The 14,702-nt window shown below is 64.5% G+C and carries 13 protein-coding genes and 1 pseudogene; all 14 read right to left on the bottom strand.

Annotation, left to right across the window (positions count from 1 at the left end):
- Window positions 1-169, bottom strand: a pseudogene (locus AKG11_RS34905) (glycine C-acetyltransferase); the annotation flags it as partial.
- Between the two features lie 154 nt (window positions 170-323).
- The gene (locus AKG11_RS31565; protein ID WP_050746846.1) at window positions 324-1,406 is read right to left on the bottom strand and encodes an NAD/NADP octopine/nopaline dehydrogenase family protein; all 1,083 of its coding nucleotides are present in this window, start codon (window positions 1,404-1,406) and stop codon (window positions 324-326) included.
- A 48-nt stretch (window positions 1,407-1,454) separates the two neighbouring features.
- Complete coding sequence (locus tag AKG11_RS31560) at window positions 1,455-2,066, bottom strand: helix-turn-helix domain-containing protein (RefSeq protein WP_023516848.1); 612 nt, start codon at window positions 2,064-2,066, stop codon at window positions 1,455-1,457.
- A 41-nt stretch (window positions 2,067-2,107) separates the two neighbouring features.
- A complete protein-coding gene (locus AKG11_RS31555) occupies window positions 2,108-2,683 on the bottom strand; it encodes a peroxidase-related enzyme (protein ID WP_050746845.1) in 576 nt (191 codons plus the stop codon).
- The gene (locus tag AKG11_RS31550; protein ID WP_050746844.1) at window positions 2,680-3,180 is read right to left on the bottom strand and encodes a CMD domain-containing protein; all 501 of its coding nucleotides are present in this window, start codon (window positions 3,178-3,180) and stop codon (window positions 2,680-2,682) included. The genes AKG11_RS31555 and AKG11_RS31550 overlap by 4 nt, the downstream gene beginning before the upstream one ends.
- A gap of 9 nt (window positions 3,181-3,189) precedes the next feature.
- On the bottom strand, window positions 3,190-4,683 hold the full coding sequence (locus tag AKG11_RS31545) for an NAD(P)-binding domain-containing protein (RefSeq protein WP_023515472.1): 1,494 nt from the start codon (window positions 4,681-4,683) through the stop codon (window positions 3,190-3,192).
- A 93-nt stretch (window positions 4,684-4,776) separates the two neighbouring features.
- A complete protein-coding gene (locus tag AKG11_RS31540) occupies window positions 4,777-5,862 on the bottom strand; it encodes an ABC transporter ATP-binding protein (RefSeq protein ID WP_050746843.1) in 1,086 nt (361 codons plus the stop codon).
- Window positions 5,862-6,656, bottom strand: a complete 795-nt coding sequence (locus tag AKG11_RS31535) for an ABC transporter permease (protein ID WP_023515470.1) — start codon at window positions 6,654-6,656, stop codon at window positions 5,862-5,864. Before AKG11_RS31535 ends, AKG11_RS31540 begins: the two co-directional genes overlap by 1 nt.
- Window positions 6,656-7,642 carry an ABC transporter permease gene (locus tag AKG11_RS31530; protein ID WP_050746842.1) on the bottom strand — a complete coding sequence of 329 codons (987 nt, stop codon included), beginning with the start codon at window positions 7,640-7,642 and terminating at the stop codon, window positions 6,656-6,658. Before AKG11_RS31530 ends, AKG11_RS31535 begins: the two co-directional genes overlap by 1 nt.
- Before the next feature lie 157 nt (window positions 7,643-7,799).
- On the bottom strand, window positions 7,800-8,909 hold the full coding sequence (locus AKG11_RS31525) for an extracellular solute-binding protein (RefSeq protein WP_088016596.1): 1,110 nt from the start codon (window positions 8,907-8,909) through the stop codon (window positions 7,800-7,802).
- 500 nt (window positions 8,910-9,409) lie between these two features.
- Entirely contained in the window at window positions 9,410-10,633 is a 1,224-nt protein-coding gene (gene lysA / locus AKG11_RS31520) for a diaminopimelate decarboxylase (RefSeq protein WP_023512666.1), read from the bottom strand.
- 88 nt (window positions 10,634-10,721) lie between these two features.
- Window positions 10,722-11,897: an aminotransferase class I/II-fold pyridoxal phosphate-dependent enzyme gene (locus AKG11_RS31515; RefSeq protein WP_050746841.1), complete on the bottom strand. Its 1,176-nt coding sequence runs from the start codon at window positions 11,895-11,897 to the stop codon at window positions 10,722-10,724.
- Between the two features lie 15 nt (window positions 11,898-11,912).
- On the bottom strand, window positions 11,913-13,277 hold the full coding sequence (locus tag AKG11_RS31510) for an MATE family efflux transporter (protein ID WP_050746840.1): 1,365 nt from the start codon (window positions 13,275-13,277) through the stop codon (window positions 11,913-11,915).
- A complete protein-coding gene (locus tag AKG11_RS31505) occupies window positions 13,277-14,422 on the bottom strand; it encodes a GNAT family N-acetyltransferase (protein ID WP_050746839.1) in 1,146 nt (381 codons plus the stop codon). The genes AKG11_RS31510 and AKG11_RS31505 overlap by 1 nt, the downstream gene beginning before the upstream one ends.
- Window positions 14,423-14,702: the final 280 nt, after the last annotated feature.

Genomic DNA, 14,702 nt, shown 5'->3' with positions numbered 1-14,702 from the left:
CGGCAAGGCCGAGATAGTTGTTGGCGCAGAAGTTCAGCACGCGCTCGCCCGAGGCAACGGCGATCTCGCCGGCCTGCCTGGAGGTGATCACCCGCTCGGCCTTGTAAAGGCCCGCGGTTTTGAGAGCATCAATTTCCTGGGAGAGATGGGACAAAAAGGCGGTGTTCATGGGGAGTAAAGACCTCGTTCCAGCATCGGCCCCTTGCGGCACGGCATCGGATATCATGGTGGCAAGCGGAAGGGAGCACGGTGCCGTTCGCCGGCATCATGCTCCCTTTGCCCGCCACGGACGCATGGCCGTGGCGGGCAGATGAAGGCGGCTGTCAGGCGGCTGCCGGGAACCCGTCGCGGCACAGCCCCTTGAGCTCGTCCAGCGACATCGCATCGAGATCGAGGGCGTTGAGAAGGTCGTTCTCTGCGGTGAAATCACGGCCGTACATCGACGAGAAAATACGAACGCCGGCTTCATGCAGGTCCGCGGGATGGCCCGCGAGACGCCCGATCTTCGCCGTCATGACGAGACCGAAGGGAACGTCCTCCGTCACATAGCGGCTGTCGGCGGTGGTGGGACCGCTGCCGCCATTGCCGGCCGCGTGCATCTCCTGGTTCATCTGGGAGATGGAGTTGACCGGCACATGGAACGACAGGTGGAAATGCTGGAAGATATCGCGCACTTCCAGGCCGAGCTTCGTGGCGATGGCAATGCGCTCCTTGTCGAGGTCTTCGAGGAGACGACCGACATTCGGCGTGACATTCTGCCCCTGGCTCCACGTCTCGCCGCGCTCCATGCGGGTCATGTTGCCGAGCGCAATGCCCATGTGGTTCTGCGGATTGAGGTTGGAGAGCGCAATCGCCAGCAGGCTGCCCCGGTCACGGAAACGGTCGCCGAACAGGGACCGGCAGACGGAGAGCCCCACGTCGCTGGCCGAGGCCGGCACCGTCGCGAGATCGACCTGCTTGCGGATTGTATTCACATTGACCGACGTCTGGCTCAACTGCCGGCCCGAGACGGCGGTGGTGCCCCATGCGACAATCGGGATAACGATGCCGCGCGCGGCCAGCAGGCGGGAGAGATACAGCGCGCCGAACGACGCATGCGAGCTGAAGATGACGATCTGCAAGGAGGTGATGTGCGGGGCAATGGCGTCCAGCACGGTCTTGTGGCCATAGGCAGGCAGGGCGATGACGAGCGCTTCTGCCCCCGCGACCAGCTCCGCGGCGCTGGTTGCGACAGCCGGGTGGAAGGTGCCCTGGATCGCACCTTCCGCGACAAGCGCTTCACCGCTGGCAAGCGCGCGCGTGCGTTCGCCGGAAGGCGACCACAGCGTCACCTCGTGTCCCTGCTGCTCGACGAGTGCCGCCGTTCCAAAAGCGATCGAACCCGCTCCGACAATTCCTGTCCGCATCGATAATTCCTTTCTGCTTAATCATGGTTTCGGCCATGGGGCCGATCGTTACTTCGGGCGTGTCGATGCCCTCGGCGTGTGCGGCCCGACATCGCCGGACGCCACGACGAGAAACGCACCGGCTCCCACAGCGCCGACGCTTGTCAGCGAATGCGGCACGTCGGCGGCATAGCGCGCCGTCTCGCCGGCGCGCACGATCATGGTGTTTCCCGCGCTGCGCACGATAATCTCGCCCTTGGTGCAGTGCAGATGCTCGACGGTTCCGGTTTCGTGCGGATCGCTCACCAGCTCCCCCTCGGCCTCGAAACTCAGGAGATACCACTCGATCAGCGACACCATGCTGGCCGGCGACAGGATTTGCAGCGTGCACGTTCCGTCCGCGCTGCGGATGGTCGGCGTCAGATTGCCCGGCTGCAGGTCGATGACGGAGCCGCTGCGCTCCTCGCTTGCGCCGCTGACCAGACTGTTGAGGTCGATCTTGAGCGCGCGTGTCAGGTGCCACAGGGTGCCGTAGGTGGGGTTGGCATTGCCGCGTTCTATTTCCGACAGCATCGAGCGTGAAACGCCCGACAGGGCCGCCAGTTCGGCAAGGGTCAGATTCAGCTCCTTGCGATAGGCCTGCAGGCGCGGTCCGATTTCGGGCGGATTGATCGAAAGCATGCACTGTCCCCCTCTGGCTGCCTCATGGGCATCTCGAACAATCATTCCCCGACCGGCTCGCCGAGCGTGTGCATCAGCCGGTTGGCCCAGCCGAACAAGGCGGTCGACAGGATGAGGTCGAGGATTTCGTCCTTGTTCAAACCGGCTGCGACCAAAGCCGCCATGTCGTCGGCGGTCGCATCGGATGGGCATTTCGAAAGCTTGACCGCAAAATTCAGGATCGCCTTGAGCCTGGGCTCGATCTGCGCATCGACGCCATGGGCGAAAATCGCCGCGATGACATCGGTCTCCTTGGTCAGCTGGTTGTAGCGGCTGGCATGCACCGCCGCGCAATAGATGCAGCGGTTGACGATCGAGGCGCCGACAGCGCCAAGCTCGCGTTCGGCGCGCGAAAGCCCGCCGCGATTGTACATGACGGCGTTGAACAGCGGCGAGCGGTGCTTCAACGTCTCGACGTCATGCGCCAGCACCAGCACATAGTCGGAAACCTTGGTATTGGACGGCGTGATCTTCAGCGCGTCGAGCTGCTCGTTCGTCGCTTCGGCTAGATCCAGCGGAACCACATAGGGGTTCCACTGCGGAACGTCGGTCGTGAATTCGTGTATCGTCTTGCTCATGCCAGCCCCCGCATCAATTGCAGGCCAACCGCGACCCGGATCTGATAGCTGACGAAGGCGACGAGCTCCGAGAGCCTGACGATGTCGGCATCGCCGATCCCGGCTTCCCGGAGCAGTTCGATATCGCGGCGCGTCGCATCCTTTGGCGAATGTGCCACCAGATCGACATGGCGGATCAACGCCCGGGCCCGCGCATCGCTGCCGCCGTCGAACCAGATGTCGGCCATGCGTGCGGCGTCTTCCGGCATTCCGGCTTTCTCCAGCATGGCCTCGAAGTGATCCTCGAACGCCTTCTGGTCGTTGATCTTCGCAATCCGCAAGGCGAGCGCGGCCCGCTCTGCGTGCGACAGTCCGCCGGGATCCGCCGGTGTGAGCGCGCCATCATGCGTCTGCTGGGTCAGTGCCATGATGTCGGCGCGGCCGGCCACCGTTTCGGCCAAGGCGCTGCCCGGCTCGATCCCGACGATTGCGGCAATCACGTCCTCGTTCTCAGCCATTCCGTCCTCCTATGCCTGCTTGCGGTCGTCAAGGGTTTCGCCGTCCGGCAAGGGCGACGCGGTCCATTCGTCGCCGCGCAGTTCGGGCGTGTCGTAGTCGAGCAACCGCTGCCAGTACTGGCCGAAGTTTTCCTCATAGAGCTTGGCGGCAATCTCGCGCGCCAGCCAGGACGCGCCTTCGCTGATGCCCGGAATGTCCCCGCTCACCTTGCCGAGGCTGGCCGCTGCACCCGAATTGAAGCTGTGGATGTTGGCAAGCCAGGGCGCCTCACCGGGCACACGTTCGAGGAAAGTGAAATCCTCGGCGAGATAAGGGAACTTGCCGAGCTGCTCGTTCTCCTGCCCCGGCGGCGGCGTGAAGCGATCCTGCCACAACAGGATCTTGTCGGCATAGCCGTCGAGTTCCTTGCGGGCCAGCGGATCAACCCCGAAACCCGTCCCCAGAATAAGGAAGTCGGCGCGCACGGGCTTGCCCTGCGACGTGCCGACAACGATCTCGTCGCCGTCGAGCTCCACCGTCTCGACCGCGGCGTCGAAATGGAAATAGGCGTTCGGATGGCGGCTGACCCGCATCGTCGAGCCGCGCGGCGCCGGTGTCTGGGTCCGCAAGGAGTAATTCATGATCTGCCAGCGCCGGGCGTCGCCGAGCTGCGGGAATGCGGCGGTGAAACCGAACGAGCCGATGCCCATCAGTTTGTTGATGCATGGCATTTCCTTGCGCCGGATGAGATGGCGAACCTCGGCTGCGCCGGCCTCCAGGGCTTCGGCGGCATTGTCGACCGCCGACGCCCCGACACCGACAACGACGACGCGTTTGCCGCGCAGGGCGGCAAAATCGATGTCATGCGAGGAATGCGCCCAGTATGTCTCCGGCAAGCCGTTGACGAAATCCGGAATGCTGGGGTGCCCCATGCCGTCACGGCCGGTCGCCATGACGACCTTGCGGGCGAGCACGGAGGTCTCCCGGGCGCCCTTGCCCGAGGTCATCAGCCGCATCAGCGCCCCCTCGGGCCGGATCGCGGTCACCTCGACATTGTTCTCGACCGGCAGCTCGAGCACCTTGCGATACCAGCGCAGATACTCCATCCACATTGGACGCGGGATCTTGTCGAGCGCAGACCAGGCGTCGTTGCCGAACTGGGCGACGTACCAGGCACGGAATGTGAGCGATGCCATGCCGTAGGCCGGACCGGTCAGCTGCTTGGGCGAGCGCAACGTTTCCATGCGCGCATAGGTCAGCCACGGCCCTTCGAGACCCGGCTCGCTGCGGTCGAAGATGCGGATGTTGCGAATGCCGGCGCCGATCAGCGCAAAGCCGGTAACGAGGCCGCACATGCCGCCACCGATGACGACGACATCGTGAACCGGTTCTGCGAGAGGCGTCGGCACGACCCAGTTTGCCGGGGGATAACAAAGGCAGGCGAGATCGTCGCGGACACGCCGTTCCAGCTCCGGCAGGCTCGTAGCTGCAGATTGAATCGGCATATCAACGTCATAGGCCATGGTGTACCTCCCTCGCCCGGTGGAGCTTTTCGCTCGCATCGGCCGCCTTGCTTCCGGACGCCCCGCACCGTTTGGGTGCGGGGCGCTGTTCGTCTAGGTGTTCGCACGCCGGTCGGGGATGACCGTCGCAGTCTCGGGCTTCCAGCCGAGCCAGACGTCCTCGCCGTCGAGCTGCTCGACCTCGCTCGGGTGAACCAGGGTGTTCAGCAGGGCGCCATCGCCGACCTGGACCATCATCGAGGTGTGATTGCCCTTGAACACCCGCTGGCGGATCTTGCCCTTGATGCGGTTGGCAGTTGCCGGCTCGCTCGCAGAGCAATGAATGGCTTCGGGACGCAGGACGACGTAGAGATTGTCGCCGACCTTCGGCGCCAGCCCGCCGGGATTCGCCTTGATGGTGACGCCGTTCCAGTTCAGCGCGGCCACGCCGTCCTCAAAGCCGAGAACGGCACTGCGCAGCAGATTGGTCTCGCCGATGAAGTTGGCGACGAAGACCGAGCCGGGACGCCCGTACAGCGTGTTGGGATCGCCCATCTGTTCGATGCGGCCCTTGTTCATGACCACGATCGTGTCCGACATCGTCAGCGCCTCCTCCTGATCGTGGGTCACGAACATGAAGGTCTTGCCGGTCTTCTCCTGAATGGCCTTGAGCTCGATCTGCATCTGCTGGCGCAGCTTGGCGTCGAGCGCCGACAGCGGCTCGTCGAGCAGCAGCACGTCCGGATCCGGCGCCAGTGCCCGCATGAGCGCCACGCGCTGGCGCTGGCCGCCGGACAATTCCGCCGGCAGGCGCTTGGCATAGTCCTGAAGCTGAACCAGCTCCAGCAGTTCGCAGACCCGGCGATGGATCCTCGCGTTATCAAGCCCCTTCAGCTCGAGGCCGAAGGCGATGTTCTTGGCAACGGTCATGTGCGGGAAGAGGGCATAGTCCTGGAAGACGATGTTGACGTTGCGCTTGTTCGGCGGCACCCGCGTGACGTCCTTGCCGCTGAGCAGGATGCGTCCGGATGTCGGCGTCTCGAAACCGCCGAGCATGCGCAGCGACGTGGATTTGCCGCATCCGGAGGGGCCAAGAAGCGTGACGAACTTGCCCGGCTCGATGCTCAGGTTCAGGTTCTCGACGGCGACATAGCCGCCATAGCTCTTGGTGACATTGTCGAATTGAACAACGGGTTCCATCAGCGGGTCCTCGCGCGGCGGGTGAAGTATTCGGCGTACAGTCCGACGGCAGCCGTAACCACGAGAACGAGCGTCGCCATTGCGTTGATCTCGGGAGACATGCCGCCCTGCACCTTAGCGAAGATCAGCATGGGCAAGGTCGGGCGATAACCGCCGAGGAAGAAGGTGCGGACGAAGTCGTCGATCGACAGCAGCACGCAGAAGATCATGCCGCCGACAAGCGCCGGCTTGAGGTACGGCAGCGTCACGCGGAAGAAGGCGACGATGCTGTCGGCGCCAAGGTCGCGGGCCGCGTCGACGAGATTGCCCGGCATCGAGCGCAGGCGGGTCAGCGCCATGACGACCACGAAGGGCACGGCATGAACGGTATGGCCGAGGATGATGGCAGCCGTTCCCGTCGGCAGGTCGATGGTCGAGATGAAGATGCGAAGCGAGATCGCCGAGATCATGCCCGGCACGACCGCCGGCAGGCAGGCGAGCGCGAAGAGCACGACCTGACCGCGAATGCCGTCGGCAACGATGAGCATGGCGATCCAGACGCCGAGGGTGGTCGCCGCAAGCGTCGCCGCCGCCGCGATCATGATCGAATAGAGGCAGGCTTCCAGGAACTGCTTGTCCTGCATCACCTTGATGTACCAGTCGAACGTCCATTCGCCGATCGGGAAGGCGACGAAGTTCGCATCCTTGAAGCTCATTGCCATCATCAGCGTGAGCGGCAGAAGCAGGTAGAGAATGAAGGCCCAGTAGAACGCCGTGAGCGTTGTGCGCGGGACATCGGAAAACAGGGTGCGCATCAGATTGCCCTCCGTTTGCGCCCGCCGACCAGCCGCATGAAGATGGCGGCGGCGATAAGTGCGGTCACCAGCATGATCAGCGCGAAGGCGGCGCCGACCGGCCACTTGTCGCTGGCACCATGGAAGAAGCCGCTGATCGTTTCAGGAAAGAGTACGGTGTTGGGGCCGCCGAGCAGCATGGGCGTCGCAAAGACCCCGATGCAGGTCAGGAAGACCAGGCAGCAGCCGGACACGATGCCGTCGCGCGACAGCGGCAGAATGATCCGGCGGAAGCGCGTGAAGGGGCCCGCGCCGAGATCCGCAGCCGCGTCGAGCAGCGGCGACGGGATCTTTTCGATCGCCGAGTAGAGCGGCAGCAGCATGTAGAGGCAGATCAGGTAGACGAGGCCGAAGCCCAGCGAGAACGACGTATAGAGCATCGGGATCGGCCGGTCGATCAGGCCGATGTCACGCAGCAGCACGTTGAGCGCACCACGATTGGCGAGCAGCATGATCACGGAGAACGTCCGGATGAGCTCGCCGGCCCAGAACGGCACCAGAAGCAGCAGAAGCGCCTTGGAACGGCCCTCCGGCCTGACGATCTTGGCAACGTAGTAGGCCACGGGATAGACCACGACGAGGGTCAGCGCCGTTGCACCCGTCGCAAAGACGAAGCTTCGGATCAGGGGCGTGAAGTAGATCGCCTCACGGAAGAAAATGGCGTAGTTTTCGAGCGTGAAGTGCGACTCCCTGCCCGGCTGGACGGGGTATTGCGACAGAAGGCTGATCTTCAGCATCTGATAGATCGGCCCGACATGCAGCATGATCAGCCAGATCAGCGGCACGCCGGCCAGAAGCAGGACGCGGCCGATCCGTGATTCCACCGCCGCCCCGAGCGTGTGTCGATAGAGCGCGGAATTGACCACCTTCGCTATGCCGGTGGAGTATTTCGGTACGGCCGTGTCGTGCGCCGTGCCGTATCCGGCTGTCGTGTTGCTACTCACCATTGGACAATCTCGGTTGGCGCAGAGCGACCGTGACCGCGCGGCAAGGCCGGCGGACAGTCATCGCGCACTGTTTGGTGAAATGGACGAGCCGCCTGCCCGGCCCCTGGAGCGTCAGAACACTCCGGGGACCGGGCAGGCAGGGCCGAAACCCAGCGCGTCAGGCCGCCTTGACCTCTGCGGTCGCGCGGTCGATCATCTCGTTCTTCATGTCGCGGTTGACCGAGGAGAAGAAGATGATGCGTTCGATTTCTTCCTGCGGCAGCGTCGAAGCGAGTTTCTCGCGTTCGTTCAGCAGATCGCCAACGCCGTTTATGGTCGAGCTGTAGCCCGACTGACGGGTCATCGCCGCGCCCACTTCCGGGGTTGCGAGGATCGCGTCGAGCAGCTTGTAGGCGTTCTCGGCGTTCGGAGCGTTGTTGACCACGTTCAGCGTGTAGCAGAAGCCGAACGTACCTTCCTTCGGCACGGAAAGCTTGATCGGGTGGCCGTCGATGATGAGCTTTGCCGCCGGGCCGGACCAGGAATGCGCGAGGTAGATGTCCTCGTTGATGAACATCTGCTGCACTTCCGAGCCTGCGTCATAGTACTTGCGCACCATGTCCTTGTGCTTGATCAGGAAGTCGCGCGCTTCATTGGTCGCCTTCTGGGCGATATCGGGCTTGTCGACATAGGTGGTGAAGTCACCGTCGTGGCCGAGATACTGCATGACGATCGTCATGAAGTCGCTGACGATGTAGGAGGTCTGCCCCTTGTACTGCGGATCGAACATGATCTCCCAGCTCGGCGCGTCTTTCACATAGTCGACATTGCGGGCAAGCCCTTCGTAGCCGGCGAGGATCGGCAGACCCCACAGATTGCCGTTGACGCGCGCCCAGGTGGCGTCCTGATAGGCGGAGTTGAGGTTCTTCCAGTTCGCGATCTTGCCGGTGTCGAGCGGCTGGAGCAGCTTGGAATCAATGAACTGCGAATAGCGATGGCCAGCGACGGTGACGATGTCCGTCGACGGATTGGCACCCTCGGCGGTGAGCAGGTTGTACTGCTTGCCCTGGTCGTCCGTCAGGCGGATGCGAACCTCGATACCCGTGTCGCGCTGAAACTTGTCGATGAATTCCTGCGGCAGGAACTTGTCATAGGTCGTGACGTTGAGCACGCCGTTTGCCGCCCAGGCAGGACGCGGACGGATGATGTACGGCATCGTCAAAACAGCGGCACCCGCACCGAACAGCTTCAATGCAGTTCTACGGTTGGTCATCAGCTTCTCGCTCATTCTAGTTCCCCTCTTGTTGAGCCCATGCCGAACAGTCGTTGCGGAACGACGAGCGTCTCCTTCGCACGGTGATTATCCGTACGGTGCGCAGGCCCCGAGCAACTGAAATCTATTGAAACAAGGCCTCCTCGCCCCGTCCGACATACCGAACGATATTTCCGGTAAACAGGAATTGACCTCTATATTGGACGAATGTCAAGCAGGACTGTTCAAAGAAATGACACATTTCATTGTGCACCGCACCAACACCGGGAGCGTCGCCTCATCCCGAAGACGACGTTGAAATGGTGCTCGCTGGCAGCGGACCAGGCTCCAAAGGCGGGGCCGGAAGAACCGTCATGGCCTCTCTCCGGGGCGATCCGACACCACGATCCACAACCGAAGGCCCGCAGGATCACGGCAGGAAGCCCGCCGAACTTCGAATGTCGTTCGCCGTCGCAGTGTTCGCCGCGAACCCGGCGTGCGGCAGCGAACCAGACCGCCCCTTTTCGAAGGCGCCGCTAGATCGTCTCCAGCGCCAGAAGCTCATCCAGCGTCTGGCGGCGGCGGATCAGACGGGCGCCGGCCTCGTCGACAAGCACTTCCGGCACATAGAGCCGGCTGTTGTAGTTCGACGACATCGTCGCGCCGTAGGCCCCCGCGCCGTGGAAGACCAGGTGCTCGCCGACCGCGACGTCGGGAAGGTCGCGGGGCAGCACCGTTCCGGTCTCCGTCTGGGTGAAGACGTCGCCGGATTCGCACAAGGGGCCGGCGATGATGGTCGGGAGGGTTTGCGCTCGCTCCGGAATGGCGGTGATATGGTGGTAGCTGCCGTACATGGCGGGCCGGGCCAGTTCGCTGAAGCCGGCGTCGACGAGCACGAAGCGGTTCCGCCCCATGGTCTTGACGGCGCGGACTTCCGAGACGAGCACGCCGGAATCGGCGGCAAGGTAACGGCCGGGCTCTATTTCGAGCCTGACGGCATGGCCGACATGCGCCTCGACCTCCCGCCGCGCCGCATCCCAGAGCGAGAAATAATGCGCGGGCTCGATCTCTTCTTCCCCCTGCCTGTAGGGCACGGAGAGACCGCCGCCGGCCGAGATGGCTTCAAGATCGGCCCCGAGATTGCGGCAAAGATCCACCATGGCCCCGCAGACCCGTTCCAGATGACCGTAGTCGACGCCGGAGCCGATATGCATGTGCAGGCCGACGAGCGTCAGGGAATATTGGCGCACCAGCGCCATGGCGTCCTGCAACTGCTCGAACCAGATGCCGTGCTTGCTGTTTTCGCCGCCGGTATTGGTCTTGTTGCTGTGGCCGTGCCCGAAGCCGGGATTGAGGCGCAGCCAGACGCGATGGCCCGGCGAACGCTCGCCGAGCTGCCGCAGCATATCGATGGAACCGGCATTGACCTCGATCCCGTCAGAAACGACGCGCTCCAGCGTCGGGCGGTCGAAGAGATCGGCGGTGAAGACGACATCGGCCGCGCCCGAGGCGTTGCCGGCGACATAACCTGCCCGCTTCGCCCGCTCGACCTCTCCGAGCGAGACGGCATCGACCCGCACGCCGGCCTTGCGCATCTCGCCGAGGATATGGATGTTCGAACAGGCTTTTTGCGCATAGCGCACGACGTCGAAGGCGGAGAGCTGTTCGATGCGGCGGCGGATGGCGGCGGCGTCGTAGATCCAGAGCGGCGTTCCGTGTTCGCCGGCAAGCGCGATCAGGGTTTCGTTGGAGAGGGGCATGGTGTCTCTGTGCGTTCGGGGAATGTCAAAGAGCGGAGCGGCAAGGCCGCTCCGCTCCGGGCATGATGCGGGGCGATGATACCACTCTCTAGCGTTTCGCCGCCAGCAAGGCTTGCGCCAGATCGGCAATGACGCTCTCCGCCTCATGCAGCCCGACATTCAGCCGGATCGTGCGGTCGCTGACGCCGAAACGCGCGAAAACGTTGGTTTCCGGCGAGATGCTGAGCGCGGCCTTGGCCGGCACGGCGAGGCTTTCCGGCCCGCCCCAGCTCACCCCGATGCGCACCAGGCGCAGCGCATCGACGAAGGCGGCGACGTCGATGCGGTCCGAGACCGCGAAGGAGAACAGGCCGCCGAAGCCGCGGAAGGTGGCCTTGCCGGGATGGTCGTAGAAGGCGGGGTGCATGATATCGGTGACGTCCTCGTGCGCCTGAAGCCAGGAGGCGACGGCAAGGCCGGCCTCGTGGTGGTGACGCAGGCGCAGCGGCAGGGTTTCGAGGTTCCGCAGCACCAGCCATGCCTCGAAGGGCGCGAGTTTTGCGCCGGTATAGGGGTAGATCTCGCCGTTGATCCTGTCGATATGCGCCTTGGAACCCGCGACGAGGCCGGCGACCGTATCGCTCTGCCCGCCGAGATATTTCGAGGCCGCATGGATGACGAGATCGATGCCGACATTCAGCGGGTTCTGGTAGAGCGGCGTCGCCCAGGAATTGTCGACGATAGTCACCACGCCGTGGTGGCGGGCGGCCTCGCCGATCGCCTTCAGGTCCTGCAATTCGAAGACCATGGAGGTCGGGTTTTCCAGATAGGCGAGCCGCGCGCCGGGCAGCACGGCCAGCATCGCCTCGGTGTCCGTGCCGTCGACGTAGTCGACGAGGATGCCAAAGCGCTTCAGCACCTTTTCGAAGAAGCGGAAGGCGTCGCTGTAGACGTGCCGCACGGTGACGATGCGGTCACCCGGGCCGACGAAGGCGAGCACCGCGGCCGCGATGGCAGCCATGCCGCTGGAAAAGGCGCGGGCTTCTTCCGCGCCTTCCATGTCGGCGATGCGTCGCTCCAGCAGGCGCACGGTGGGATTGTCGCCGCGCGAATAGATCGGCTTTTTCGAACGGCCGGCGAAGACGTCCTCAAGCTCCTTGTAGCTTTCGAAGAGGAAGAGCGACGTCTGGTAGATCGGCGGCACGGCGGCGTCGAACGGGTCGTCGCGCAGCGGCGGCAGCGCTTCGGCATGGCGGTAGGCGTCGAATCTCGGGGTCTCGTTCATAGTGTTCCTCATAAGTCAGGAAGGGCGGATCGATGGATTGGCAAGCTGCGATGCGGCCCTAGGGATGGTGGACCATTCGTGCCGGGCGACGAAGAGGCCGAGCACGGCCGCCAGCAGGGCCGCCAGCGCAGGCGCGGCGGAAACGCCGGCAAACCCCGCCCACAGCGGCAGGAGAAGCAGCAGCGGGATGAGCAGGTAGCCCTGCGGCGCGAGCCCGACCAGGGCCGAAAGCCCCGCCCGGCCGCGCGATTGCAGCAGCACGAGCAGCACGGACTGGAAGGCCGCCAGCGGAAAGACCGGAAAGAGCGCGCGCAGCCAGGCTCCGGCCTCGCGAACGACCGCAGGGTCGTCGGTGAAGAGGCGCGCGACCGGCTCGGCGGCGACGAACAGCAGCGCCGCATAGAAAAGCGCCGCCGGCACCGTCACGGCCAGCATGAAGCGGATGACGCGCTTCAGCCGCACGGCGTCGCCCGCGCCGAAGGCGTGGCTAACAACGCTCTGCGCGCCGAGGCAAAAGCCGAGCACGGGGAGCTGGCCGAGCGTCATCAGCCGCACGGCGATGGCGGTCGCGGCGACGCCCGCATCGCCGCCGTGGACGGCAGCCTCCCGCATCAGCAGGAGAAGGCCGATGCCGGTCAACAGCGTCGTGGCAGCGGCGGGCACGCCGATTTTCCCGATCGGCCCCAACAGGGACCAGCGGATGTTCCCGTTAAGAACGTCCACAGCGCCCCATCGGCGGAGGAAATAGACCGCATAGCAGCAGAGCGCCGCCGCAGCCGAAAGCACAGTGGCGAGGGCCGCGCCGGCGGCCCCGAGGCCGAAGGCGAAGATGAAGATCGGGTCGAGCACGATGTTGAGCGCGAAGCTCGCGATCAGCACGATCATCGAAAAGCGCGAATTGCCCTCGGCGATGGCGATGAAATCGCAGACCACCTGCAACAGCCCGAGCGTCAGGCCGATGGCGAGCAGCCGGCCGTAGTCAAGGCCGGGCGCAAGCATCGCCTCGCCCGCCCCGAGCGCGCCGGCAAAGGCCGGCAGGCCGAGATAGATCGGCACGGAGAGCGCGACGCCGAGCGGCACGGTCGCCGCGAGCGCCGTCATCGCGACGGAAGCGGCCCCTGCGCGGTCCCCCTCGCCGAGACGGCGCGCCAGAAGCGTCGCAAGGCCGATGCCAAGCCCCTGGCCCGTGGCCCCCACCAGCAAGAAAAGCGGCATGACGAGCCCGACGCCGCCGAGCACCTCCGGCCCGAGCGCGCCGAGAAAGAGCGCATTGACCGCATGGTGCCCGGCATTGGCGGCAAGGCCCGCCACCGCCGGCAGCGCGACGGTCAGAACGAGCCGCACGATGCGCGGATCGTTCATGTCCACGGCGGTTTTCATCACGCGGCGTCTCGCGCCAGCGAGCCCGGAACGGGCAGGCCGTCCGGGCCGGACAGGTCGGAGAGATCGGGAGACAGCAGCCGGTCCATGAAGAAGCGCTCGCGCAGGAGCATGACGAGCAACGCCTTCTTGTGCGGGAACTGAATGTGCTTGACCTTGGCGAAGCCGGAGCGGTCGAGGTTGCGGATCTGCTGGCGATGGTGATGGATCGGCTCGCCGACGATGCGGCGGATGCGCGCATCGGCGAGGAACATGTAGTGCATCAGCGAGGGCAGCCAGGCGCTGACGAACGCCTTGCCGCGGAAATCATCCTCGCCGATGGCCACATGCCAGCCGCGGTCGTAACCGTCCGCCTCGTAATGCGGGCCGATGCGGTCTTCCTTCGCCCAGTAGAGCTCGAAATAGCCGAAGGGCACGCCGCCGAAGGTTCCGATCAGCGGCAGGGTGCGCGGATCGGCAAGACGGCCGGCGATGAAATCGCGATGGTAGGAAAGGTCGCCGGCATCCTCCCAGATCGCCGCCACGCGCGGATCGTTCATCCAGCGATGGAAATGCGGCAGATCCGCCTCGACATCGGCGACGTGGAAGCCAAGCTCCGTGTTCAGCCAGGGAATGAAGCGGCTGTAGACGCGACCGACCGGCTTCGGCGGGCGCTGCGGATGCAGCGCGCCGTTGATCAGCGTCGAAACTTCCGGATAGGCGGCGGGAACGCCGCCGAGCCAGGGTTTTTGCAACTGGAAGAAGGATTCCGGCCGCGCGACCAGCCGCTCGCCGTGCCGTTCGAGCGCACCGGTGCCCAGAAGGCGCTGCGCGAGCCCCTCGTCGGCAAGGGCGACATCCACCGCGCCGAGCGCCGGATTGCCGGCAAGCACCGTTTCCAGCACGGCGTTGACGATATCGTCGGTCGCAACGGGCGAGGCCGGCAGAGCCTCGAAGGTCAGGAGACGGGAGGACGGGCCGGCGAGATGGCCGAAGGCCACCTCCTCCCCCTCGTGCTCGACCCGAAAGCCACCAGCGGCCTTGCCCGGCAGCACGCGCAGCGGCTGGCCGCAGGCCAGCGTGTGGCTGAGCGCCCCCGTCGCCGGCAAGCGCAGGCCATCGGGCGTTTCCCGCATCGTTTCGCTGACGGCGACATAGGCGTTCATGGTGCTTCTCCACTCTCGAAACCGGGACGCGACCGGCGATTCATGCGCGGTCACTGGTTTGGCAATGACGAATGAGGCCATGTCGAATTCAGAATATTTTTTGATTTTTCTCTGAATTCACGCAGCGCTCATTCGTCATTGGGTCGCATCGATGTAACGGAGGAGAGAATCCCAATCGATCTATGCATGCATGGCGCGAATATTGAGAGCGGCGGTGGAAAAGTCGGCCACGGTAGCGGCGGAATAGTCCAGCCGCGGGCGGAGTAAAAACCGGCCACCT

Source organism: Shinella sp. SUS2, assembly GCF_001262505.1.
Lineage (GTDB): Bacteria > Pseudomonadota > Alphaproteobacteria > Rhizobiales > Rhizobiaceae > Shinella.
Note: the sequence above shows the minus strand (reverse complement) of the source record. Positions and strands in the feature narration are given on the sequence as shown.